This is a genomic window from Streptomyces sp. NPDC101194, from assembly GCF_044767885.1.
GTDB lineage: Bacteria > Actinomycetota > Actinomycetes > Streptomycetales > Streptomycetaceae > Streptomyces.
Genome location: NZ_JBIWOS010000003.1, coordinates 630,385 through 652,356, shown reverse-complemented (window position 1 = coordinate 652,356; position 21,972 = coordinate 630,385). Strand labels below are relative to the sequence as shown.

At 71.3% G+C, this 21,972-nt stretch carries 21 protein-coding genes; 15 read left to right on the top strand and 6 right to left on the bottom strand.

What is annotated here, in order from left to right; translation table 11 throughout:
* Window positions 1-101: 101 nt before the first annotated feature.
* The 5 genes from ACIRP2_RS15955 to ACIRP2_RS15935 all read left to right on the top strand — a co-directional run bounded on the left by ACIRP2_RS15955 (window position 102) and on the right by ACIRP2_RS15935 (window position 6,633).
* Window positions 102-3,068 carry a GNAT family N-acetyltransferase gene (locus ACIRP2_RS15955; protein WP_404250565.1) on the top strand — a complete coding sequence of 989 codons (2,967 nt, stop codon included), beginning with the start codon at window positions 102-104 and terminating at the stop codon, window positions 3,066-3,068.
* 130 nt (window positions 3,069-3,198) lie between these two features.
* A complete protein-coding gene (locus tag ACIRP2_RS15950) occupies window positions 3,199-3,795 on the top strand; it encodes a DUF5998 family protein (RefSeq protein WP_404250562.1) in 597 nt (198 codons plus the stop codon).
* Window positions 3,795-4,982, top strand: coding sequence for an alkaline phosphatase family protein (locus ACIRP2_RS15945; RefSeq protein WP_404250560.1), 1,188 nt, complete (start codon window positions 3,795-3,797; stop codon window positions 4,980-4,982). Before ACIRP2_RS15950 ends, ACIRP2_RS15945 begins: the two co-directional genes overlap by 1 nt.
* 79 nt (window positions 4,983-5,061) lie before the next feature.
* Window positions 5,062-5,712: a thymidine kinase gene (locus tag ACIRP2_RS15940; RefSeq protein ID WP_404250558.1), complete on the top strand. Its 651-nt coding sequence runs from the start codon at window positions 5,062-5,064 to the stop codon at window positions 5,710-5,712.
* A gap of 42 nt (window positions 5,713-5,754) precedes the next feature.
* Window positions 5,755-6,633, top strand: a complete 879-nt coding sequence (locus tag ACIRP2_RS15935; protein WP_404250556.1) for a PaaX family transcriptional regulator C-terminal domain-containing protein — start codon at window positions 5,755-5,757, stop codon at window positions 6,631-6,633.
* Between the two features lie 16 nt (window positions 6,634-6,649).
* On the opposite strand, the gene ACIRP2_RS15930 is transcribed toward ACIRP2_RS15935, so the two are convergent.
* The gene (locus tag ACIRP2_RS15930) at window positions 6,650-7,426 is read right to left on the bottom strand and encodes a VOC family protein (protein ID WP_404250554.1); all 777 of its coding nucleotides are present in this window, start codon (window positions 7,424-7,426) and stop codon (window positions 6,650-6,652) included.
* 233 nt (window positions 7,427-7,659) lie between these two features.
* Here ACIRP2_RS15930 and ACIRP2_RS15925 point away from each other — a divergent pair, with 233 nt between their 5' ends.
* The gene (locus ACIRP2_RS15925; RefSeq protein WP_404250552.1) at window positions 7,660-8,487 is read left to right on the top strand and encodes a sulfurtransferase; all 828 of its coding nucleotides are present in this window, start codon (window positions 7,660-7,662) and stop codon (window positions 8,485-8,487) included.
* 148 nt (window positions 8,488-8,635) lie between these two features.
* Here ACIRP2_RS15925 and sepH read toward each other — a convergent pair whose 3' ends face one another.
* A complete protein-coding gene (sepH, locus tag ACIRP2_RS15920; protein ID WP_404250550.1) occupies window positions 8,636-9,703 on the bottom strand; it encodes a septation protein SepH in 1,068 nt (355 codons plus the stop codon).
* A 496-nt stretch (window positions 9,704-10,199) separates the two neighbouring features.
* On the opposite strand from sepH, the gene ACIRP2_RS15915 reads away from it, so the two are divergent.
* Entirely contained in the window at window positions 10,200-11,231 is a 1,032-nt protein-coding gene (locus ACIRP2_RS15915) for a hypothetical protein (RefSeq protein ID WP_404250548.1), read from the top strand.
* A gap of 13 nt (window positions 11,232-11,244) precedes the next feature.
* On the opposite strand, the gene ACIRP2_RS15910 is transcribed toward ACIRP2_RS15915, so the two are convergent.
* Both ACIRP2_RS15910 and ACIRP2_RS15905 read right to left on the bottom strand, forming a co-directional pair.
* Window positions 11,245-12,567, bottom strand: a complete 1,323-nt coding sequence (locus tag ACIRP2_RS15910) for a D-arabinono-1,4-lactone oxidase (RefSeq protein ID WP_404250546.1) — start codon at window positions 12,565-12,567, stop codon at window positions 11,245-11,247.
* Window positions 12,524-13,771, bottom strand: coding sequence for an MFS transporter (locus ACIRP2_RS15905; protein ID WP_404250544.1), 1,248 nt, complete (start codon window positions 13,769-13,771; stop codon window positions 12,524-12,526). The genes ACIRP2_RS15910 and ACIRP2_RS15905 overlap by 44 nt, the downstream gene beginning before the upstream one ends.
* A gap of 152 nt (window positions 13,772-13,923) precedes the next feature.
* Between ACIRP2_RS15905 and ACIRP2_RS15900 the strand changes: the two genes are divergently transcribed.
* Both ACIRP2_RS15900 and ACIRP2_RS15895 read left to right on the top strand, forming a co-directional pair.
* Complete coding sequence (locus ACIRP2_RS15900; RefSeq protein ID WP_404250542.1) at window positions 13,924-15,051, top strand: ferrochelatase; 1,128 nt, start codon at window positions 13,924-13,926, stop codon at window positions 15,049-15,051.
* Window positions 15,052-15,089: 38 nt separating this feature from the next.
* A complete protein-coding gene (locus tag ACIRP2_RS15895; protein ID WP_404250540.1) occupies window positions 15,090-15,908 on the top strand; it encodes an inositol monophosphatase family protein in 819 nt (272 codons plus the stop codon).
* A gap of 83 nt (window positions 15,909-15,991) precedes the next feature.
* On the opposite strand, the gene ACIRP2_RS15890 is transcribed toward ACIRP2_RS15895, so the two are convergent.
* Window positions 15,992-16,165, bottom strand: coding sequence for a hypothetical protein (locus tag ACIRP2_RS15890; RefSeq protein WP_404250538.1), 174 nt, complete (start codon window positions 16,163-16,165; stop codon window positions 15,992-15,994).
* A 373-nt stretch (window positions 16,166-16,538) separates the two neighbouring features.
* Between ACIRP2_RS15890 and ACIRP2_RS15885 the strand changes: the two genes are divergently transcribed.
* The 4 genes from ACIRP2_RS15885 (at window position 16,539) to ACIRP2_RS15870 (ending at window position 20,085) form a co-directional block, all read left to right on the top strand.
* Window positions 16,539-17,192: a response regulator transcription factor gene (locus ACIRP2_RS15885; protein ID WP_266357093.1), complete on the top strand. Its 654-nt coding sequence runs from the start codon at window positions 16,539-16,541 to the stop codon at window positions 17,190-17,192.
* Window positions 17,193-17,198: 6 nt separating this feature from the next.
* Window positions 17,199-18,428: a sensor histidine kinase gene (locus tag ACIRP2_RS15880; RefSeq protein ID WP_404250536.1), complete on the top strand. Its 1,230-nt coding sequence runs from the start codon at window positions 17,199-17,201 to the stop codon at window positions 18,426-18,428.
* A gap of 404 nt (window positions 18,429-18,832) precedes the next feature.
* Window positions 18,833-19,129, top strand: coding sequence for a DUF4193 domain-containing protein (locus ACIRP2_RS15875; protein ID WP_003965732.1), 297 nt, complete (start codon window positions 18,833-18,835; stop codon window positions 19,127-19,129).
* 11 nt (window positions 19,130-19,140) lie between these two features.
* On the top strand, window positions 19,141-20,085 hold the full coding sequence (locus ACIRP2_RS15870) for a hypothetical protein (RefSeq protein WP_404250534.1): 945 nt from the start codon (window positions 19,141-19,143) through the stop codon (window positions 20,083-20,085).
* 255 nt (window positions 20,086-20,340) lie between these two features.
* Here ACIRP2_RS15870 and ACIRP2_RS15865 read toward each other — a convergent pair whose 3' ends face one another.
* Window positions 20,341-20,796 (bottom strand): DUF3093 domain-containing protein, encoded by a 456-nt coding sequence (locus tag ACIRP2_RS15865; RefSeq protein ID WP_404250532.1) that lies wholly within the window; start codon window positions 20,794-20,796, stop codon window positions 20,341-20,343.
* Between the two features lie 58 nt (window positions 20,797-20,854).
* Between ACIRP2_RS15865 and ACIRP2_RS15860 the strand changes: the two genes are divergently transcribed.
* Together ACIRP2_RS15860 and dut are read left to right on the top strand one after the other, a co-directional pair.
* Window positions 20,855-21,439: a PaaI family thioesterase gene (locus ACIRP2_RS15860; RefSeq protein WP_404250530.1), complete on the top strand. Its 585-nt coding sequence runs from the start codon at window positions 20,855-20,857 to the stop codon at window positions 21,437-21,439.
* A complete protein-coding gene (gene dut, locus ACIRP2_RS15855) occupies window positions 21,439-21,972 on the top strand; it encodes a dUTP diphosphatase (RefSeq protein ID WP_404250528.1) in 534 nt (177 codons plus the stop codon). Before ACIRP2_RS15860 ends, dut begins: the two co-directional genes overlap by 1 nt.

Below are 21,972 nucleotides of genomic sequence, written 5' to 3'. Positions count from 1 at the left end.
CGCAGCACGCCCAGAACCTGTGCTGTACCGCCGATCGGCCCCCTCAGACTGCCCCGGCCCCAGCCCCTACGCGACCGCTGACGGAGCCGTAGTCTTGGCCCATGCAGCCCTCGCCGGAGCAGAGTCCGCAGCACGCGTATCCCGACCACTGGGAAGCGGACGTCGTCCTCCGGGACGGGGGGACGGCGCGGATCAGGCCCATCACCACGGACGACGCCGAACGGCTGGTCAGCTTCTACGAGCAGGTCTCCGACGAATCGAAGTACTACCGCTTCTTCGCCCCGTACCCGCGTCTGTCCGACCGTGATGTGCACCGCTTCACCCATCACGACTACGTCGACCGGGTGGGCCTCGCGGTCACGGTCGGCGGTGAGTTCATCGCGACCGTCCGCTACGACCGGATCGACGAGCGGGGCAGGCCCGCCTCCGCGCCCGCCGACGAGGCCGAGGTCGCCTTCCTCGTCCAGGACGCGCATCAGGGCCGGGGTGTGGCCTCGGCGCTCCTCGAACACATCGCGGCCGTCGCCCGCGAGCGGGGCATCCGCCGCTTCGCGGCCGAGGTGCTGCCCGCCAACAACAAGATGATCAAGGTGTTCCGGGACGCCGGCTACACCCAGCAGCGCAGCTTCGAGGACGGTTCCGTCCATCTCACCCTGGACCTCGAACCGACCGCGGAGTCGCTCGCGGTCCAGCGCGGCCGCGAGCAGCGGGCCGAGGCCCGCTCCGTGCAACGGCTCCTCGCCCCCGGATCCGTCGCCGTCATCGGCGTCGGCCGCACTCCCGGCGGGGTCGGTCGCACGGTCCTGCGCAATCTCCTCGGTGCCGGCTTCACCGGCCGCACCCATGCCGTGAACCGCGCCTTCCCCGCCGACCAGGGCACGATCGACGGTGTCCCCGCGCACCGTTCGGTCGGCGAGATCGACGAACCGGTCGACCTGGCGGTCGTCGCCGTCCCCGCCGACCGGGTTCCGGATGCCGTGGCCGACTGCGGCGAGCACGGCGTCCAGGGCCTGGTCGTCCTCTCCGCCGGGTACGCCGAATGGGGTGCCGAAGGCAGGGAACGACAGCGGGAACTCGTCCGCCAGGCCCGCTCGTACGGGATGCGGATCATCGGCCCGAACGCCTTCGGCGTCATCAACAACGCCGAGGCCGTCCGGCTGAACGCCTCCCTGGCCCCCGAGCCGCCCGCGCCCGGACGCATCGGCCTGTTCACCCAGTCCGGTGCGATCGGCATCGCGCTGCTCTCCGGGCTCTACCGGCGCGGAGCCGGTCTCTCCACCTTCATCTCGGCAGGCAACCGCGCCGACATCTCGGGCAACGACTTCCTCCAGTACTGGTACGAGGACCCGGACACCGATGTCGCCCTGCTGTACCTCGAATCGATCGGCAACCCCCGCAAGTTCACCCGCCTCGCACGGCGCACCGCGGCCGTGAAGCCGGTGGTCGTGGTGAAGGGCGCCCGGCACAGCGGCTCCACTCCGCCCGGCCACGCGGTGCCGGTCAGCCGGATCCCCGACGCGACGGTCTCGGCGCTCATGCGGCAGGCGGGCGTGATCCGCGTCGACACGGTGACGGAGATGGTCGACGCGGGCCTCCTCCTCGCCGACCAGCCGCTCCCGGCGGGGCCGCGGGTCGCGATCCTCGGCAACTCCGAGTCGCTCGGTCTGCTCACGTACGACGCCTGCCTGGCCGAGGGGCTGCGCCCGCGCCCGCCCCGCGACCTCACCACCGCCGCCACCCCGCAGGACTTCCGCGACGCACTGACCGAGGCACTCGCCGACGAAGGCTGCGACTCGGTCGTCGTGACGGCGATCCCGTGGGTGGGAGAGGACGGCGAGGCGGAGTCGGGCGACGGAGAGGTGCTGGCGACCGCACTGCACGCGGCCGCGGCCGCCGGACCCGCCAAGCCGGTGGCCGTCGTCCATGTGGAGATCGGCGGCCTGGCGGAGGCTCTCGCAGCGGCCACCAGCACGGTCGCGCCGCCGCGCCCCTCGGCGCGGCCCCTCGGCGCCCCCACCTCCACGTACGCCGGAACCGCCGCCTCCCCGCAGGGAATCGCCACCGACCCCCCGCCTGCTCCTGCGGCATCCGGCGCCGACCGCGGGCCCACCGGCCCCGCACGACCCGCGACACCACGTGCCGCCGCCACCGGAACGGACGGAGCGGACGGCCCCGGATCCGGCCCCGGCAACGGCCGGATCCCCGCCTACCCCGCCGCCGAGCGTGCCGTGCGGGCCCTGGCCGAAGCGGTGAGGTACGCGCAGTGGCGACGGCAGGCCGCGGTGCCGGGCAAGGTGCCCGAGTTCCTCGACGACACCATCGACGAGCCGGGTGCCGCCGACCTGATCCAGGCCCTGCTCGGCTCCGATCCCGACCCGCGGGGCCGGCCGCTCGCGCCCGACGAGGCGCGGGAACTCCTGGGCCGCTACGGCATCACCGTGCGACCGACCCTCCCGGCCCCCGACCCCGAGACCGCCGTCGCCGCGGCTGCCCGGCTCGGCTACCCCGTGGCGCTCAAGACCACCGCCCCCCATCTGCGCCACCGGGCCGATCTCGGCGGTGTCCGGCTGGACCTCGCCAACGAGAACGCACTTCGCCGGGCCTACGGCGAACTGACCGACCTGCTCGGCAAACCTGTCGAACTCCAGCCCGTCGTCCAGGCCATGGCGCCGCGCGGCGTCGACACCGTCGTCCGGGCCGCGATCGACCCGGCGGCCGGCGCCGTCCTCTCCTTCGGACTCGCGGGCGCGCCCTCCGAGCTCCTCGGCGACACCGCCCACCGCCTCGTTCCGGCCACCGACCGCGACGCCGCCGAGCTGATCCGGTCCATCCGGGCCGCCCCGGTGCTGTTCGGCTGGCGTGGCGCGGCACCCGTGGACACCGCGGCGCTGGAAGAACTGCTGCTGCGGGTGTCCAGGCTGGTAGACGACCACCCCGAGGTGGTCTCCATCGCCCTGGAACCGGTCGTGGTCGCCACCCAGGGGCTGTCCGTTCTCGGCGCGAGCGTCCGGCTCTCACCGCCCCCGGCCCGCACCGACCTCGGCCCCCGTCGGCTCCCCAACTACTGACCCGGGCGGCAGGCTTCGTCATCCGTCGCCGGACGGACGTGAATGCGCGCGTCCGCTCACCGCTCGGGCCCAGGTCGACCCTGCCGCACAACGTCCCCGGCAGTCGTCCGTCCCCCGTAGGATGGTCCTCATGGCTAAGACCGGTACGACGACCCAGGGGCTGCGCGCGGCGATCGAGCGCAGTGGCTACTACCCGGCCCTCGTGGCCGAGGCGGTGGAGGCCGCCGTGGGCGGCGAGCCGGTCGCTTCGTACCTTGTGCACCAGGAGACCACCTTCGACTCCAACGAGGTGCGGCGCCATGTCACGGTCCTGGTCCTGACGGACAACCGATTCATCGTCAGCCACACCGACGAGCAGAACGCGGACACCAGCTCCCCCACGCCGTACGCCACCACCTCCACGGAGTCGGTCAAGCTGGACCGGATCTCGTCGGTCGTGGTCAGCCGTGTCGTGGCCAACCCCGAGAAGTACGTACCGGGCACGCTGCCCCGCGAGGTCGTCCTCACCATCGGCTGGGGCGCCGTCTCCCGCCTCGACCTGGAGCCGGCCGCCTGCGGCGACCCCAACTGCGAGGCCGACCACGGTTACACCGGCAGCTCCACCGCCGACGATCTGAGTCTGCGGGTCAGTGAGGCCGGTGACGGTCCGGACACCGTGCGCCAGACGCTTGCCTTCGCGCAGTCGCTCTCCGAGGCCACGGCCGCGACCGCGGCGAACGGCCGCTGATGGCCCAGCCGGCCTGGCAGGACCCTGTTCTGCTCCCCGTCGACACCGCCCCGGTGCCGGAGTACGGCAGCGGCTCGCTCTGCGATCTGCTGCCCACACTCGTCGCCGGACAGGACGTACCGGGCTTCACGGCGTCGATCCCCGAACTCACCCCGGCCGATCGGAACTGCGTGTTCCTGATCGACGGCCTCGGCTGGGAGCAGATCAAGGCCCACCCGGACGAGGCACCGTTTCTGCATTCCCTGCTCAACACCTCGCGCGGCGGCACCGGCCGTCCGGTGACGGCGGGCTTCCCGGCCACCACTGCGACGTCGCTGGCCTCGGTCGGCACCGGACTTCCGCCCGGCGAGCACGGCCTGCCCGGCTACACCGCGCGCAATCCGGAGACCGGCGAGCTGATGAACCAGCTCCGCTGGAAGCCCTGGACCTCGCCGAAGGCCTGGCAGCCGTACCCCACCGTCTTCTCGCTCGCCGAGGCCGCGGGGGTGTGCACCGCGCAGGTCTCCGCACCCGCCTTCGAGCAGACCCCGCTGACCGAGGTCGCACTCAGCGGGGGCTCGTTCCTCGGCCTGCTGTCCGGCGAGGAGCGGATGGACGTCGCCGCCGAACGGCTCGCCGCCGGTGACCGCTCACTCGTCTACACCTACTACAGCGAGGTCGACGGCAAGGGCCACCGCTTCGGCGTGGACTCCGACGCCTGGCGGGGTCAGCTGATGTACGTGGACGGCCTGGCCCGCCGGCTGGCCGAACAGCTCCCGCCCCGCTCGGCGCTGTACATCACCGCCGACCACGGCATGATCGACATCCCCTTCGACGAGCGGTCCCGGATCGACTTCGACGAGGACTGGGAGCTGCGTGCGGGCGTCGCCCTGCTCGGTGGCGAGGGCCGGGCACGGCATGTGTACGCGGTCCCGGGGGCCGAGAACGACGTACTGACCGTCTGGCGGGAAGTGCTCGGGGAACAGTTCTGGGTGGCGAGCCGGGACGAGGCGATCGCGGCCGGCTGGTTCGGCCCGAAGATCGATGAGCGTGTCCACGGGAGGATCGGCGATGTCGTCGCGGCGGCCCACGACGACGTGGTGATCACCGCCTCGGTCAATGAGCCGCACGAGTCCGCGATGGTGGGCATGCACGGCTCGATGACCCCCGTCGAGCAGCTCGTGCCGCTGCTCGAAGTACGCTCGTGACCGCGTTTTTCCCCTCGCAGGTCCGTCGTCACCGTTTCCCGGTCCTGCCTCGCCCCGTCCGAAAGGTCCTCAGCCCCTCATGCCCGAGCTTGTGTTCTTCTCCGGAACGATGGACTGCGGAAAGAGCACGCTGGCGCTGCAGATCGGCCACAACCGTTCGGCGCGTGGCCTGGAAGGTGTGATCTTCACCCGTGACGACCGGGCGGGGGAGGGGAAGCTCTCCTCACGTCTGGGTCTCGTCACCGAGGCCGTCGAGGCCGACGAGGGCATGGACCTCTACGCGCACCTCGTCGACCGGATAAGCCGGGGCGGCCGGGCGGACTACGTGATCGTGGACGAGGCGCAGTTCCTGGCCCCCGTCCAGATCGATCAGCTCGCCCGTGTCGTCGACGACCTCGACATGGACGTCTTCGCGTTCGGTATCACCACGGACTTCCGGACCAAGCTGTTCCCCGGATCCCAGCGGCTGATCGAACTGGCCGACCGCGTCGAGACGCTCCAGGTCGAAGCGCTCTGCTGGTGCGGCGCCAGGGCCACGCACAATGCCCGAACGGTCGGCGGCGAGATGGTCGTCGAGGGCGCCCAGGTGGTGGTGGGAGACGTCAATCAGCAGGCGGGCGAGGTCGGTTACGAGGTGTTGTGCCGCCGTCACCACCAGCGCAGGACGACCAGCGCGAGCGCCCGCGCCGGCGCGCTCTCCCCGGATGTGCTGCCCGTCTCCTCTGCCTGATCCGCCCCTCCGGCGTCGAGTACGGATGCTTAGGATGACGCTGTGAACACGGTGAGCGCAAAAGAGGCCGAGTCCGAACCGGGCCCGCTGGGCAAGGTGCAGCCGAGGCAGCTGATCGTGACGGTCTACGGACTGTACGCGCGCGACACCGACGGCTGGATGTCCGTGGCGTCCCTGATCCAGCTGCTCGCCGACCTCGGTGTCGAGGGCCCCACCGTGCGCTCCTCGGTCTCCCGGCTGAAGCGCGCCGGACTGCTCGATGCGGAATCGGTCTCCGGAGCCGCCGGATACCGGATCTCCCCCGAGACCGAACGCATTCTGCGCGACGGTGATCCGCGCATCTTCGCGGCCCGCAGGGCCACGGTGGACGAGGGCTGGGTGCTGGTCGTCTTCTCCGTGCCCGAGTCCGAACGGGCCAAGCGGCACACCCTGCGCACCCAACTGACCCGGCTCGGCTTCGGGTCCGTGTCGGCCGGGGTGTGGATCGCACCAGGGCATGTGCATGGTGAGGCGGAGGACATGCTGGCCCGGCACGGGCTGCGGTCGTACGCCGACCTGTTCCGGGCCGACTACCTCTCCGTGGCCGGGGGCGAGGACGGCGCGGCGGACCTGGCCACGAAGGTCCGCTCCTGGTGGGACACCATCCGCCTGCAGCGGCTGTACGTCGAATTCCTCGCGGCGCACCGTCCGGTGGCCGAGCAGATCGCGAGCGGCGCACCGGTGACGGACCGCGAGGCGTTCACGACGTACATCAGGGTCCTCACCGACTGGCGTCGGCTCGTCTACCTCGACCCGGGCGTGGCGCGTGAACTGCTGCCGGCGGAGTGGAGCGGAACCGAAGCGTCCGAACTCTTCGACGAGATACATGCCCGACTGGCCGGCCCCGCCCACCGCCATGTCGAGCGGGTCCGGGCCGGCTGACCGCCGGGCCCGGCGGTCAGCGAGCCGCCGACCGCACGATCGTGAACGCCGCGCCCTCCGGGTCCGCCACGGTCGCCACCCGGCCGCTCGATCCCTCCCGGGGCGGCTGCAGGATGTATCCGCCGAGATCCACCACGCGATGGGCGGCCTCATCGGTGTCGTCGACCTCGAAGTACGTCATCCAGTGCGGCCCCCGGTCACGCGGCAGTGTGCGTCCGACGCCGTGCAGCGAGGCCACCGGGCGGCCGTGCAGATGCAGGGTCTGGTAGTCGAAATCGGCCGAGACCACGGCCTCGGGCTCGTAGCCGAAGACCGTCTGGTAGAACTTGCAGACCGTTGACGTCTCGCGGGTCACCAGCTCGTTCCAGACCGGGGTGCCGTGGGCGCCCGCGAGTGCCGTACCCATGTGCGCGGCGGCCTGCCAGATTCCGAAGACCGCGCCGCTGGGATCGGAGGCGATGGCGAGCCGGCCCGCCTGACCCGCGTCGAGCGGTCCGACGGCCACCGTGCCGCCGCAGGAGCGGATCATCTCCGCCGTGACATCGGCGTTGTCGGTGGCCAGATAGGTCGTCCAGGCGACCGGCAGATGGCGTTCGGGCGGCAGTTGTCCGATGCCCGCGACCACTTTCCCGTCGATCAGCGCGCGGACGTACGGACCCAGCTGATCCGGTCCGGGCACGAACTCCCAGCCGAACAGGGCGGCGTAGAAGTCCTGGGTCGCGCTCAGTCCGTGCACGATCAGACTCACCCAGCAAGGTGTTCCAGGCGTGCGCCGGGCGGCAGCCTCGGTCATCGTCACTCTCTCCTCGGACCATCGTGGTGGCCGTACGGGGGGAACGGGGCCGGTGTGCCGCCGTGCGGTACAGGATGTGTACGCCCCGTGCAGATGCTTGCACCACCCGGCGCACGATGTGCCCCGGCCGCGCCGCACTTTCCGGGATCTCGACTGAGGGAGGCCGGTTTCGTGTGGTACGTCCGCTTCGACGGTATGACGAGTGGGGCGGCTCCTGCGCGAGGATGGCACCCATGAAGCCCATCATCACGGCATCCGAATACGCGAGCGAATCGGCGGGGCCACGTCCGCCGGTGCTCCTGGACGTACGCTGGCAGCTGGGCGGCCCGCACGGCCGACCCGATTACGAGGCCGGGCACATCCCCGGCGCGGTCTTTGTCGATCTGGACGCGGAACTTGCCGGACCGGCAGGCGCCGGCGGCCGTCATCCGCTGCCCGATCCGGAGGAGTTCGGCGCGGTGATGCGCCGGGCCGGTGTCTCCCGGGGCACTCCGGTGGTCGTGTACGACGGCGGCCAGGGCTGGGCGGCGGCGCGCGCCTGGTGGCTGCTGCGATGGACGGGGCACGAGGACGTGCGGGTCCTGGACGGCGGTCTCGCCGCCTGGGAGGGAGATCTCCAGAAAGAGACCCCGATCCCGGCCGAGGGCGACTTCCGGCCGGCCCCCGGTGCGCTGCCACTGCTGGACGCGGACGGGGCGGCGGCGCTGGCTCGTACCGGACTGCTGCTCGACGCGCGGGCCGCCGAGCGCTACCGGGGCGATGTGGAGCCGATCGACCGGGTGGGTGGGCACATCCCGGGTGCTGTCTCGGCCCCGACCTCCGAGAACGCGCGGGACGACGGCCGATTCCTGCCCGCCCGGTCGTTGGCGGCCCGCTTCGAGGGGCTCGGTGCCGACCGGGCGCCGGAGGTCGGCGTCTACTGCGGCTCCGGCGTGTCCGGTGCCCATGAGGTGCTGGCGCTGGCCGTCGCCGGCATCTCTGCCGCGCTGTACGCGGGTTCCTGGTCCGAGTGGTCCGCGGACGAGTCCCGCCCGGTGGCCACGGGCCCCGCCCCCCAGTAACGAGGCCTGCGCCGGGCGGATCGACCGGCACCGCCGCAGGGCGTCCCGGCCGCGCGCGGCCGGGACGCATCCGTCGCGAGGGGTGCGTAAGGCCCGAAGGCCCGTACGCAGTGGCGTACGGGCCCTCGTCATGCTGCGGTCACCCCGCTCAGTCCTGCTTCTTGCGGCGCGTACCGAAGACGATCTCGTCCCAGCTCGGCACGGCGGCCCGGCGGCCCGGCCGGACGCCGTCCGCCTCGGCCTGGCGATCCGTCGTCCCGGTCAGCCGGTCACGGTGACCCGCCACCGCCCGCGGCATCAGCACATCCGCGTAGGCGGAACCGGCGCCGGCGGAGGCGGCCGCGGCGGGCGGCTCATCGGCCTCCGGTTCCTGTGCGGCGGGCTCGATGGCCGGGGGCTCGGGCGGCGCGGGCCGCTCCGGCACCACCATGTCGCCACGGAAGCTCGGTACCGCCTCCAGCAGGCTGGTCAGCGAATCGCGCTCGCCGGCCGAGATGCCGCCGATGTGCTCCTCGGGCTCGGGCACGGGGGCCGGGGCCGTGGAGCGCTCCATCTGGCGGTCCAGGGCACGGTCGAGCGGCCTGTCGCGAGGCAGCCTTGCGATCCGGGGCACGAACGGGAAGCTCGGCTCGGGCGCGGCGACGTCGTCGGTCTCGCCGATCAGCGAACGCGCCTCGTCGTCCACGGCCTGGACCAGGCGGCGCGGCGCGTCGTACGTCCAGCTCGCCGAGTGCGGCTCGCCGGCGACCCGGTAGACCAGCAGGACCTCCCAGGTGCCGTCGTCGCGGCGCCAGGAATCCCACTGGACGGTCTCCTTGTCGGCGCCGCGCAGCAGCAGCCGCTCCTTTACCGCCTCGCCGAGCTGGGGGCCGGTGTTCTCGCCGGGACGGCGCACAGGAGTCTTCCGGGCCCGCTCGGCCATGAAGGCGCGCTCCGCGAGCACGGGGCCCTCGAAGCGGCGGACACGGTCGACCGGGATGCCGGCGAACTGAGCGACTTCCTCCGCGGAGGCGCCGGCTCGTATCCGGGCCTGGATGTCGCGGGGGCGGAGATGGCTCTCCACCTCGATCTCGATCTGGCCGAGCCGCGCGCGGTCGTTGCGCACGGCGGCTCGCAGCCGCTCGTCGATCGGAAGCGTGTACTCCGTGCTGTCCGCAGCCTTGAGCACCAGTCGTGTGCCGTCGTTGGAGACGGCCACGACACGCAGTTCGGGCATGGGGACCTCCCGGGTGGTGCCTGCCGACGTCACGTGCGTCGCTGCTTCCGCTAGTCGAGTGTGGCCTGCCCGGGTGCAGCCTGCCACAACATTGCCGTGTTGCCCGGCGTGTCGGGCGTGAGCCCTTGATCGCCGGTATGACACGGTGACCTATTGTGCAACACAAAGTGACCACTGGTCACCTCATGTAGCCAGTCCCCGTGCGATGCCGTGGCGCCGCCGGATCGAGTGCCTCCTTCGGCCCCCTCCCGAAGATCCCGGACACCCGTGTGGGAGTCCTGCCCCAGGGCTCGCCACAGTACTCCATTCGGGCCATGTGGGTGGACCGCCGCGCCGCCGAAGTTCTCGTGAGGTGCGGGAGTTGGGTCGCCCGGCCCGATGCGGGCGGCCTTCACGCGTGTCCTGCTTCACAGAATCTCTTGAAGCGGAACTATTCACTTCGCTCACATGTCCCTTCCTGTTGCATGGTGGGAGAGATGTCAATCAAGGGCTGGAAATGGTGCAGAAGCCGGAAAGTGACATAGAACCCAAAGAAAGGCGCATAGATCTGAGCCTGCCGCAGGTGGCGGGCAGTGCGGTGGCAGCGGTCGCGGCGGCCGTGGCCGCCTCCCAGCTGGGGGTGTACGGGACGATCCTCGGCGCGGGCGTCATGAGCGTCGTCGCCACCTGTGGCGGTTCGGTCTTCCAGCACTTCTTCCGCCGCACGGGGGAGCAGATCCGTGAGGTCACGGTGCAGGTGAAGCACCCGGGCCGGGATGCGACCGTGCGTACGCGGGAGACCGTCGACGCGCGCGGGGTACAGGGGGAGCGGCGGCCACCGGACGCGACCCCCGACGGGGCCGCGGACGCCACCACGGCGATGCCCGCCGTGGACGCCACGACCGTGCTGCGTGAGTCCGACGCCACGGCGGTGCTGCGCGGCGTGCCGGTGGATCCGGACCGTACGCGGCTGCTGCGGCAGTTCGACGGGACGCGGTCGGCCGCGGCGGGCCCTGTGCACCAGGACGAGGAGTTCTCCGAAGCCACCACCCACGGCACCCGCCTCCGCGGCTGGAAGCGGTCGGCGCTCGGGGCGGCCGTCGTGTTCGCCGTGACGATGGGCGGGATCACCACGTTCGAGCTGGTCTCCGGCAATGGCCTGAGCGGCGGCCCGGGAACCACTGTGGGATCCGTCGTACGCGGCGGGGAACGGGGCTCGGGGTCGACCGACCCGGCACCGTCGACCAGCGGGGAACCCGGCCAGGGGCAGACCTCCGGCCAGGAGAGCGGTGCGACGCCCGGCACGAGCCCGCAGGACGGGCGGAGCGGCAGCCCCGACGCCGGTCAGGGCGACCGTTCCTCGGCCGATCCGACGCCCAGCCCCACGCCGTCCGACAACACCGGAGGCGTGACCGCCCCGTCCCCGGCGGCCACGCCCTCCCCGTCGGCGCCCGGCAGCGGCGGCAGCACCGGCCCGAACACCACGGGTGCGGGCGACGCCCCCGCGCAGGGCGACAGCGTCACCCCGGGCACGGGCACCGGACAGTGAACGGCCGCGGCGCTCAGTCGCCCAGTACCCGGCGCAGATAGTCGTTGCCGAAGAGCCGGTCCGGGTCCAGCCGGTCGCGTACGGCGGTGAACTCGCCGAACCGCGGATACACCCCGGCGAGGTACTCGGCGTCGCGGGTGTTGACCTTGCCCCAGTGCGGCCGGCCGGCGTGGGCCGTCATGATCCGCTCGACCGCCGTGAAGTACGCCTGGTAGGGCGTGCCCTTGTAGAGGTGGACGGCGATGTACGCGCTCTCCCGGCCCGAGGCCGTGGAGAGCGCGATGTCGTCCGCCGGGGCGGTACGGACCTCCACCGGGAAGCTGATCCGCAGGGGCGACCGCTCGACCATGGCCTTGACCTCGCGCAGTGCCTCCACGGCGGCCTCGCGCGGCAGCGCGTACTCCATCTCCACGAAGCGCACCCGCCGCGGGCTCGTGAAGACCTTGTACGGGATGTCCGTGTACGTACGGGCCGACAGGGCACGGCTGGAGATCCTGGCGATCGAGGGAATGGTGGCCGGTACCGCGCGGCCGAGCGAACAGGCCACCTGGAAGACCCCGTTGGAGAGGAGCTCGTCCTCGATCCAGCCGCTGACCTTGCCGGGCGGGGCGGCGGGGCCCGCGCTGCGGTTGTTGCGCTTGGTGTTGCAGTTGCCGGTGTGCGGGAACCAGTAGAACTCGAAGTGCTCGTTCTCGGCGACCAGCTCGTCGAAATCCGCCGTGACCCGGTCGAAGCCCATCGGTTCCTCGCGGGCCGTCAGCAGGAAGACGGGTTCCACGGCGAAGGTGATCGCCGTGACGACGCCCAGGGCACCCAGCCCGATCCGGGCGACGGCGAAGATGTCGGCGTTCTCCTTCTCCGAACAGGTCAGCACCGTGCCGTCGGCCGTGACGAGTTCGAGGGCGCGGATCTGCGCGGATATGGACGCCGAGTCTCGACCGGTGCCGTGGGTTCCGGTGGAGGTGGCCCCGGCGACCGTCTGCTCCATGATGTCGCCCATGTTGGTGAGCGACAGGCCCTCCCTGGCCAGAGCGGTGTTCAGCCGCTTGAGCGGGGTGCCGGCCTCGACGGTCACCGTCATCGCCTCGCGGTCGATCTTCCGGATGCCGGTGAGCAGATCCGGGCGTATCAGCACACCGTCCGTGGCCGCCGTCGCGGTGAAGGAGTGCCCGGTGCCGACCGGCTTCACCCTCAGCCCGTCCTCGGACGCCCGGCGCAGAGCCTCGGCGAGTTCCGGCACGGAGGCGGGGGACACGGCCCGTACCGGACGGGCGCTGACGTTCCCAGCCCAGTTACGCCACGCGTTCGTCGTCGTCCGTGCGTCGGTTTCGGTCATCTGCCCCGCGCCCTTCCGTAGGAACCGGCCCGCTGAGCCGGCGATACCCCAGGAACGCCACCGCGGCCGCGAGCGCTCCCGCCACGGCGGGCACCGCGTACCCCGCCTCGGCCCCGGACGCGTCGACCACCCAGCCGGCGGCAGAGGAGCCGAGCGCCACACCGACGGCGAGCCCGGTGCTGGTCCAGGTCATGCCCTCGGTCAGTTTGGTGCGCGGTACGTGCTGTTCGACGAGGGCCATGGTGGTCACCATCGTCGGTGCGATGGCGAGGCCCGCGACAAAGAGCGCCACGGCCAGAAACGGGAGGCTCCCGGCCAGTTGGAGGGGGATCATACTCACGGCCATCGCACACACACCCACCAGCCACCGGGTGGCAGCCCGCCCCTTGAGGTGAAGCAGGCCGAAAACGGCTCCGGCCAGACAGGACCCCAGCGCGTACACGGCCAGCACGAGGCTCGCCGCCGCCTTGTGGCCCCGCTCCTCGGCGAAGGCCACCGTCACCACGTCGACGGCCCCGAAGATCGCCCCCGTCGCCACGAACGTCACCACCAGCACCCGCAGCCCCGTGGAGCGCAGCGCGGAGCCGTCGCTGTGCTGCTCGCGCGGATGCGGCACCGGCTCGGTGGCACGCTGCGCGGTCAGCCAGAAGACGCCGACCAGCAGGAAGCCGGCCGCGAGCAGCGGTCCCGCCTCCGGGAACCATGCGGTGGACAGGCCGATCGAGATGATCGGCCCGAAGATGAAGCACACCTCGTCGACGATCGACTCCCACGAGTACGCGGTGTGCAACTGCTGCGGCGATCCGCGGTAGATGTCCGCCCAGCGCGCCCGGATCATCGATCCCACGCTGGGGACGGAGCCGGCGCCCGCCGCGAAGACGAAGAGCGTCCAGTCCGGCAGCCGCTGCTGCGCACAGATCAGCAGGCCGGCCACCGCCGCCAGCGCGACCAGGGTCACGGGGCGCAGCACGCGGCGCTGCCCGTGCCGGTCGACCAGCCGGGAGATCTGCGGCCCGATCACCGCCGCCGACATCGCCAGCGTCGCGGAGAGCGCGCCCGCGAGCCCGTAACGGCCGGTGAGCTGGGAAACCATGGTCACCACGCCGATGCCCATCATGGACAGCGGCATCCGGCCTAGGAATCCGGCCGCCGAGAACCCCTTGGTGCCGGGGGCGGCGAAAATCGCACGGTAGGGACTGGGCAAGGAGGGCTCCGGAACAGCGTGATCACACGCGCCAGTAATGCGTGAATATGGCCGGTACAGCTTACGGTCGGGGCGGGCGCCCCGGCACGGGGGTGGGCCGGGAGCCGATGTCGGTGGGAGTGCCGTCCGAGGCGGGTGGCAGGATCGGTGCCATGTCCGATCTGCGCGATCCCGCTCCCTACGACGCCCTCCTGCTCCTCTCCTTCGGTGGCCCCGAAGGCCCGGACGACGTGGTCCCGTTCCTGGCGAATGTGACCCGTGGCCGCGGCATTCCCGAGGAACGGCTGAAGGAGGTCGGCAAGCACTACTTCCTGTTCGGCGGCGTCAGCCCGATCAACGCCCAGAACAGAGCCCTGCTGGACGCCCTGCGCACGGACTTCGCGGAGAACGGGCTCGATCTGCCGGTGTACTGGGGAAACCGCAACTGGGCGCCGTACCTCACCGACACGCTGCGCGAGATGGCAGCCGACGGGCACCGCCGCATCGCCGTCCTCGCCACCAGCGCCTACGCCTCCTACTCGGGCTGCCGGCAGTACCGCGAGAACCTGGCCGAATCCCTCGCCGTCCTGGAGGCCGAGGGCCTGCCGGTGCCCCGGGTCGACAAGCTGCGGCACTACTTCAACCATCCCGGGTTCGTGCAGCCCATGGTGGACGGTGTCCTCGCCTCGCTGGCCGACCTCCCCGAGGACGTACGGGGCGCGGCGCACCTCGCGTTCACCACGCACTCCATCCCCGTCTCCGCCGCCGACACCTCCGGCCCGGTGGAGACGCACGGCGACGGCGGCGCCTATGTCGCCGAGCACCTCGACGTCGCCCGGCTGATCGTCGACGCCGTGCGCGAGGAGACCGGCGTGGAGTACCCCTGGCAGCTCGTCTACCAGTCGCGCAGCGGCGCCCCGCACATCCCGTGGCTGGAGCCGGACATCTGCGACCACCTGGAGACGCTGCACGGCGCGGGCGTACCCGCCGTGGTGATGGCCCCCATCGGATTTGTCTCGGACCACATGGAAGTGCTCTACGACCTCGACACGGAGGCCACCGCGAAGGCCGCCGAGCTCGGACTCCCGGTGCGCAGGTCCGCGACCGTGGGCGCCGATCCCCGGTTCGCCGCCGCCGCGCGGGAGCTGGTGCTGGAGCGCGCAGCCGCCGAACAGGGGCGCGGCGCGCGGCCCTGCGCGCTGGGCGCGCTCGGCCCGAGCCACGACCTCTGCCCGGTCGGCTGCTGCCCGGCGCGGGCTTCCAGGCCCGCCGCCGCGGGCGCCGACAGCCCGTACGCGTGACAAGCCCCCTGCCGCACGTCTGAGCCCCCTGGAGCGCCGTGACCGACCCGAACCCCACCGAACTGCTCGACCTCGCCCTGGAGGCCGCCCAGCGCGCCGGTGCGCTGCTGCGCGACGGCCGTCCGGCCGACCTGGGAGTGGCAGCGACCAAGTCCAGCCCCATCGACGTCGTCACCGAGATGGACATCGCCGCCGAGAAGCTGATCACCGGTTTCCTCGCCGAACGCCGCCCCCGGGACGGCTTCCTCGGTGAGGAAGGGGCCAGCGCGGCGGGCAGCAGCGGTATCCGCTGGGTCATCGATCCGCTCGACGGCACGGTGAACTACCTCTACGGGCTGCCGACATGGGCCGTCTCCATCGCCGCCGAACGGGACGGCGAACGGATCGTGGGAGTCGTGGAGGCACCGATGCGCCGCGAGACGTACCAGGCGGTGCTCGGCGGCGGGGCGTACGCGAGGGGCGGTGCGTACGGTGAGGGCACCGCACTGCGCTGCCGACCCGCGCCGCCGCTCGACCAGGCGCTCGTCTCGACCGGCTTCAACTACGTCGGTCACGTCCGGACGCACCAGGCGGACGTGGCCCAGAAGCTCATTCCGCGGCTGCGTGACATCCGGCGCAGCGGTTCCGCCGCCGTGGACCTCTGCGATGTCGCGTCCGGCCGTCTCGACGGCTACTACGAGCGCGGGCTCCACCCGTGGGACCTCGCTGCCGGGGACCTCATCGCCAGGGAGGCGGGAGCGTGCACCGGCGGCCGTCCCGGGCTGCCCGCCGACGGCGACCTGACGGTGGCCGCGACACCGGGTGTCTTCGAGCCGCTGCAGAGCCTCCTGGAGGAGTTCGGAGCCTGGCACGACTGAAACCCCGGTCGGCCGGAGTCCTCCGGCGCGCGAGAAGGGCCCCTGACGCCGGACAGCGGCATCAGGGGCCCTTCTCGCGCGGCTCAGACGCTGGTGGCGCCGATTTCGACGCCGTGCTCGGCGGCGAGGCGGTGCAGGTCGTCCAGCTCGCCCTGCTCGACATCCGCGAGGAAGTCGTCGCCCGTCTCGCGCGCTTTCGTGAGGTCGGACTCGGTTGCCCTGATTCGTTGCAGCAGACCTGCGGTGAAAGCGTCCATAATGCGCCCCCTCATCGTGGGTCGGTGGCACGGGGGTGTGCCCGGGTTTCCCTCCGCGCGGAGGCGGTAGGGCGGGTGATCACGCGCTCTCCGGGGACGGAGCGGCCAGTGGTACGCCACATTCAAGGCGTGATCGCGGGTGTGAATGCGTCCTCCCCAGCCTCAAGCTCAGAGAAACCTCAACTGACCGGGAAATCCGGCGCATTCCCCGGGGCCCGGGGCGGGCCAGCGCCGCCTTACCGCCGGTTTATGCGCGTTGCGGGCAGGATGGAGCAGCACAGAGCATCACCGATGAGCGGCCCGCATCACGGATCGTGAGCACATCGGGACGTTCTGAATTTTCCGTCTGATTTTTCTAAGGAAGGACAGCGCCGTGCGCGTACTCGTCGTGGAGGACGAGCAGCTGCTCGCCGATGCGGTGGCCACCGGGCTGCGCCGTGAGGCCATGGCCGTCGATGTCGTGTACGACGGTGCCGCGGCCCTGGAACGCGTCGAGGTCAACGACTACGACGTCGTGGTGCTGGACCGGGACCTCCCCCTGGTGCACGGCGACGACGTCTGCCGCCGGATCGTCGAGCTGGGCATGCCCACCCGGGTGCTCATGCTCACCGCGTCCGGCGACGTCAGCGACCGGGTCGAGGGCCTGGAGCTGGGCGCCGACGACTATCTGCCCAAGCCGTTCGCCTTCAGCGAGCTCACGGCACGGGTGCGGGCCCTGGGCCGGCGTACGACGGTGGCGCTGCCGCCCGTCCTGGAGCGCGCGGGCATCAAGCTCGACCCCAACCGACGTGAGGTCTTCCGGGGCGAGGCCGAGATCCAGCTCGCGCCGAAGGAGTTCGCCGTGCTGGAGGTCCTGATGCGCAGCGAGGGCGCGGTCGTCTCGGCCGAGCAGCTGCTGGAGAAGGCCTGGGACGAGAACACCGACCCGTTCACCAATGTCGTCCGGGTGACGGTCATGACGCTGCGCCGCAAACTCGGCGAGCCGCCCGTGATCGTCACCGTACCCGGCTCCGGCTACCGGATCTGACGGCCGATGCCCTCCGCCCCCGCGCCGCCGACGGCGCCTCCGAAGCCCACCTGGGAGCCCAAACAGCAGGAGCCGCCCTACTGGCTGCGCCCGACCATCCGGATACGGCTCACGTTGCTGTACGGCGGCATGTTCCTGATCGCGGGCATCCTCCTGCTGTCGATCATCTACATGCTGGCCGCACAGGCCCTGCACGTGGGCAGCGAGCTGCCGTTCAAGATCGTGAGCGGTCAGGTCACCAGTGACGTGTGCAACTTCAACGAGAAGTCGACGCCGGACGCCTTCAACGCGGCGATGAACTCCTGCGTCAACCATCAGCGCCAGCAGGCGCTGGACACCCTGCTGAACCGATCGCTGCTGGCCCTGGTCGGCCTCAGCGTCATCGCCTTCGCCTTCGGCTACGCCATGGCGGGCCGGGTGCTCTCCCCGCTGGGCCGGATCACCCGCACCGCCCGCCGGGTGGCCGGAACGGATCTGTCCCGCCGGATCGAGCTGGACGGCCCGGACGACGAGCTGAAGGAGCTCGCCGACACCTTCGACGAGATGCTGGACCGCCTGGAGCGGGCCTTCACCGCCCAGCAGCGGTTCGTCGGGAACGCGTCGCACGAGCTGCGGACCCCGCTCGCGATCAACCGGACGCTGCTGGAGGTCCATCTCTCCGATCCGCAGGCCCCGCCCGAGCTGAAACAGCTCGGCAAGACCCTGCTGGCCACCAACGAGCGCAGTGAGCAGCTGGTCGAGGGGCTGCTGCTGCTCGCCCGCAGCGACAACCAGATCGTCGAGCGCAAACCGGTCGACCTCTCCGAGGTGGCCTCGCGCGCGATCGATCAGACGCGCGGCGAGGCGGAGGAACGGGGCGTGGAGATCCGTGCCGAGCTGGCCTCCGCCGTGATCCAGGGCAATGGCGTCCTGCTGGAGCGGATCGCGCTGAACCTCGTGCAGAACGCGGTGCGCTACAACATCCCCGAGCAGGGCTGGGTGGAGGTCACCACCGAGCTGCAGTCCGGTCATGCGGTGATGGTGGTCTCGAACACGGGCCCCGTGGTGCCTGCGTACGAGATCGACAACCTCTTCGAGCCCTTCAGACGGCTGCGTACGGAGCGAACGGGCAGCGACAAGGGGGTGGGGCTCGGGCTGTCGATCGCGCGGTCCGTGGCGCGCGCTCACGGTGGCCGGATCGTCGCGGAGCCCCGTGAGGGGGGTGGTCTTGTGATGCGTGTCTCACTGCCGGTCTGAGAGGCTGGGCGGAGCGATCCGCGCGTACATGAATTTGTTCGCTTTGAGCGGAATTTTCGGGACCTGGACCCGGAGCGGCCGTGTGTGATCGATCACAGAAGCGAATATCAGGACGTCAACGCTCCGTGACCGGGGTCATCGCCGGAAAACCCGCAAAAGTCGGGGTTTTCGGGGCCCGATATCACGGGAAGTACACGGGGTGGCGCCCGTGAAGCACGACACCGGGACCGTGTACGGTCCCCATCGCCACCCAAGCCGATCAGTCCCGAGCGGTCCTTTTGGGTGTCGATTGAGTAACAGACCTTGATGTGAGGCAAAATCTCCGCCTCGGGTCGGGCACAAGTCCGGCCTCTCACGCGTTACGTGCGCTGAGACACCGCAGACACCCAGAGGGGGAGAGCGACATGGCAACGGATTACGACACCCCACGCAAGACCGATGACGACGTCGACCAGGACAGCCTTGAAGAGCTGAAGGCCCGACGGAGCGACAAGACGGCGTCCGCCGTCGACGTCGACGAGTTCGACGCGGCCGAAGGACTGGAGCTGCCCGGCGCGGACCTGTCCAACGAAGAACTGGCCGTGAGGGTCCTGCCCAAGCAAGCCGACGAGTTCACGTGCATGAGCTGCTTCCTCGTGCACCACAGGAGCCAGTTGGCACGCGAGAAGAACGGCCAGCCGATCTGCCGCGACTGCGACTAGGCCGAGCGGCCGTGGCAGGCGACACACCGTTCCGGAAGCGACGCTTTCGGCGCAAGAGGTCGTCGGAGGCGAATCAGGGCGGTACAGGCCCGGCAGAAGGCGTTGCAGCGCCTGCCGAGCGGTCCGCCCTGCCACCCTCCACGGGTGTGCGGGACGACGAGCGAGGCCGACCGGCCTCGCTCGAAGTGGTCACGGCAGCCGAGGGAGTCGACACGGCCGATGGGGCCGGACAGGTCGACAGGGCGGAGCCCGTGACCGGGGCAGGCCGTCTGGGTTCGATGAAACGGGGAGTACGCAAGGGCGGGGAGAGCGCCAGGGCCGCGATCGGTCATATAGCCGACCTGATCATCGAAACGGCTCCCCGCGTCCCTGTGCGTGACCTCGCCACCCTGCGCAAGCAGTTCCCGGGCCTCGGGCCCGAGGAGCTCGCCGACAAGCTCATCGCGGGGGCGAGCAAGGCCACCGCCGCCGTCGGCGCAGGTATCGGCGCGGCGGCCATGATGCCCGTACCGCCCGCCCTGCTCGCCGAGCTGACGGCGGAGGTCACCGGTGTGGCCGCGATCGAGATGAAGCTCGTCGCCGAGCTGCACGAGGTCTACGGGCTGCGCCCGCCGGGCGGGCTCACCCAGCGTTCCAGCGCCTACCTGACGTCCTGGACGGAGGAGCGCGGTATCGATGTCGCCCGTCCCGTGACGGTCAATGCCGCGCTGGGCGGCCAGATGAAGCGCGAGCTGCGCCAGCAGATCATGAAGCGCACGGTGCGCAACCTGCCGAATCTCGTCCCGTTCATGATCGGCGCCGCCGTCGGCGCGATGGTGAACCGACGCGACACCAGAAAGCTCGCCGAGCGGGTCAGGAAGGACCTGCGCGAGCGCCAGATCCCCTGGGACCGGCTTTCGGAGCCGCCATCGACGGGCGGCCCGCACGAGGGGCTGCCGGGTGAGCCCGGGAGCTAGGGCCTCTCGTTCGGGATCAGGTCCGGCGGGTCAGAGCCTGCTGGGGACCGACGAAGCTCCTGGAGAGCCCGCGAGGAGCTCCTCCCGGGTACCGGGAAGAACGCAGCCGGCCGGGATTGCGAAGAACCCGGGACCGGTGCGATCCGGCCATGTCGCGAGGGCGCGCGCCGTGCGGCCTCAGCGGGTGGGCGGGGGTTTTTGAACACGCCTCTTCGGGCCGTGCCGCGATGCCCGGCCCGTGTCGCGGTGCGCCTTTCAGGTCCGTGCCGCGCTGAGCGCGGCGACCAGGGCCTGCGGCTCGCGGGTCGACAGGTAGACGTACGGCGTCGGGTCCTGGGGGTCGGTGACCTCCACCCGTACCGCCGTCGGGATGTAGCTGCGCAGCAGCATGAACGCGCGGGTGTCCGCCTTGTACGAGCGCCACGCACGCGCCTCCTCCGCGTCCAGCACCTCGGCCTCACCGAGCGCCGACACCGGAATGCGCGCGTCACCGGCTACCAGGGCGCCCGCGACGACCCGGATCCTGGCCGAACCGTAGGAGCTGACCGCGACCGCCGAGAGTGCCGTGCCGCCCACCAGGCCGGCCAGCAGCGGCAGGCTGCCGAGCGGCAGCAGCATCAGGGCACAGGCGATGCCGACCAGGGAGGCGATCAGCCACCACGAACGCGGTGCGGTCAGTCGTTCGTCGAAAGGCGGGGTGGAAGGCTGCATGAACCCAAGCTTGGCACGGCGCGACCTGCGGGTGGCCGCGCGGGTAAGGTCTGCGCCTGTGAGTGGAACATCTGTGGCTCTGAAGCCCCCGGCCGACGCGGTGAAACCGGTCCGGCACCCCGAAGCCCCGGCCCCCGGCGAACTCCTCGGCGCGCACTACGAACACTGTTTCGGCTGCGGCGGGGGACAGCCCCACGGGCTGCACCTCCAGGCGCGGGCCGGTGAGGGTGTCAGAGTCACCGCGGAGTTCACCGTGAAGGCCGCCCACCAGGGCGCCCCGGGCCTGGCGCACGGCGGCATTCTGGCCACCGCGCTGGACGAGACGCTCGGCTCGCTGAACTGGCTGCTGCGGGTGATCGCGGTGACCGGGCGGCTGGAGACCGACTTCGTCGCGCCGGTTCCGGTGGACACCGTGCTGTACCTCGACGCCGAGATCACCGCGGTGCACGGCCGGAAGATCTACTCGCGGGCGACGGGCCGGATCGGCGGCCCGGACGGGCCCGTGGCGGTCCGTGCCGAGGCCCTCTTCATCGAGGTGAAGGTCGACCACTTCATCGACAACGGCCGCCCGGCCGAGATCCGGGCCGCGATGGCCGACCCGGATCAGGTCAGGCGCGCCCGCGCGTTCGAGGTGAACCCCTGATGCGCCGTCCCGTGGACGTACTGATCCGCCGGGTCGACCCGGACGTGCCGATTCCGGCCTATGGGCACCCCGGCGACGCCGGGGTCGATCTGGTGACCACCGAGGCCGCCGAACTGGCCCCGGGGGAGCGGGCGGTTCTGCCCACCGGGGTGTCGATCGCGCTGCCCGACGGGTATGCGGCGTTCGTGCACCCTCGGTCCGGCCTCGCCGCACGCTGCGGAGTCGCTCTCGTCAATGCCCCGGGGACGGTTGATGCCGGGTACCGTGGAGAGATCAAGGTGATCGTCATCAACCTCGACCCGCGGGAGCCCGTGCGGTTCGAGCGGTTCGACCGGATTGCCCAACTGGTCGTACAGCAGGTCGAGAAGGTGCGCTTCCACGAAGTGGCCGAGCTGCCCGGCTCGGCTCGCGGCGAGGGAGGCTTCGGATCCACCGGAGGGCACGCTTCCGGTGATGTCGATGGCGTCAGGGGCGGGGTTGCCCAGGGCGGGAACAGCTACGCTTCGGTCGTACCCGACCGGGAAGGACAGTGA

Bases quoted from the DNA above. Each gene is read 5' to 3' on its own strand.
- ACIRP2_RS15955 (WP_404250565.1), top strand. From the start codon at position 102: ATGCAGCCCTCGCCGGAGCAGAGTCCGCAGCACGCGTATCCCGACCAC.
- ACIRP2_RS15950 (WP_404250562.1), top strand. From the start codon at position 3,199: ATGGCTAAGACCGGTACGACGACCCAGGGGCTGCGCGCGGCGATCGAG.
- ACIRP2_RS15945 (WP_404250560.1), top strand. From the start codon at position 3,795: ATGGCCCAGCCGGCCTGGCAGGACCCTGTTCTGCTCCCCGTCGACACC.
- ACIRP2_RS15940 (WP_404250558.1), top strand. From the start codon at position 5,062: ATGCCCGAGCTTGTGTTCTTCTCCGGAACGATGGACTGCGGAAAGAGC.
- ACIRP2_RS15930 (WP_404250554.1), bottom strand. From the start codon at position 7,426: ATGACCGAGGCTGCCGCCCGGCGCACGCCTGGAACACCTTGCTGGGTG.
- ACIRP2_RS15925 (WP_404250552.1), top strand. From the start codon at position 7,660: ATGAAGCCCATCATCACGGCATCCGAATACGCGAGCGAATCGGCGGGG.
- sepH (WP_404250550.1), bottom strand. From the start codon at position 9,703: ATGCCCGAACTGCGTGTCGTGGCCGTCTCCAACGACGGCACACGACTG.
- ACIRP2_RS15915 (WP_404250548.1), top strand. From the start codon at position 10,200: ATGGTGCAGAAGCCGGAAAGTGACATAGAACCCAAAGAAAGGCGCATA.
- ACIRP2_RS15910 (WP_404250546.1), bottom strand. From the start codon at position 12,567: ATGACCGAAACCGACGCACGGACGACGACGAACGCGTGGCGTAACTGG.
- ACIRP2_RS15900 (WP_404250542.1), top strand. From the start codon at position 13,924: ATGTCCGATCTGCGCGATCCCGCTCCCTACGACGCCCTCCTGCTCCTC.
- ACIRP2_RS15890 (WP_404250538.1), bottom strand. From the start codon at position 16,165: ATGGACGCTTTCACCGCAGGTCTGCTGCAACGAATCAGGGCAACCGAG.
- ACIRP2_RS15880 (WP_404250536.1), top strand. From the start codon at position 17,199: ATGCCCTCCGCCCCCGCGCCGCCGACGGCGCCTCCGAAGCCCACCTGG.
- ACIRP2_RS15875 (WP_003965732.1), top strand. From the start codon at position 18,833: ATGGCAACGGATTACGACACCCCACGCAAGACCGATGACGACGTCGAC.
- ACIRP2_RS15865 (WP_404250532.1), bottom strand. From the start codon at position 20,796: ATGCAGCCTTCCACCCCGCCTTTCGACGAACGACTGACCGCACCGCGT.
- dut (WP_404250528.1), top strand. From the start codon at position 21,439: ATGCGCCGTCCCGTGGACGTACTGATCCGCCGGGTCGACCCGGACGTG.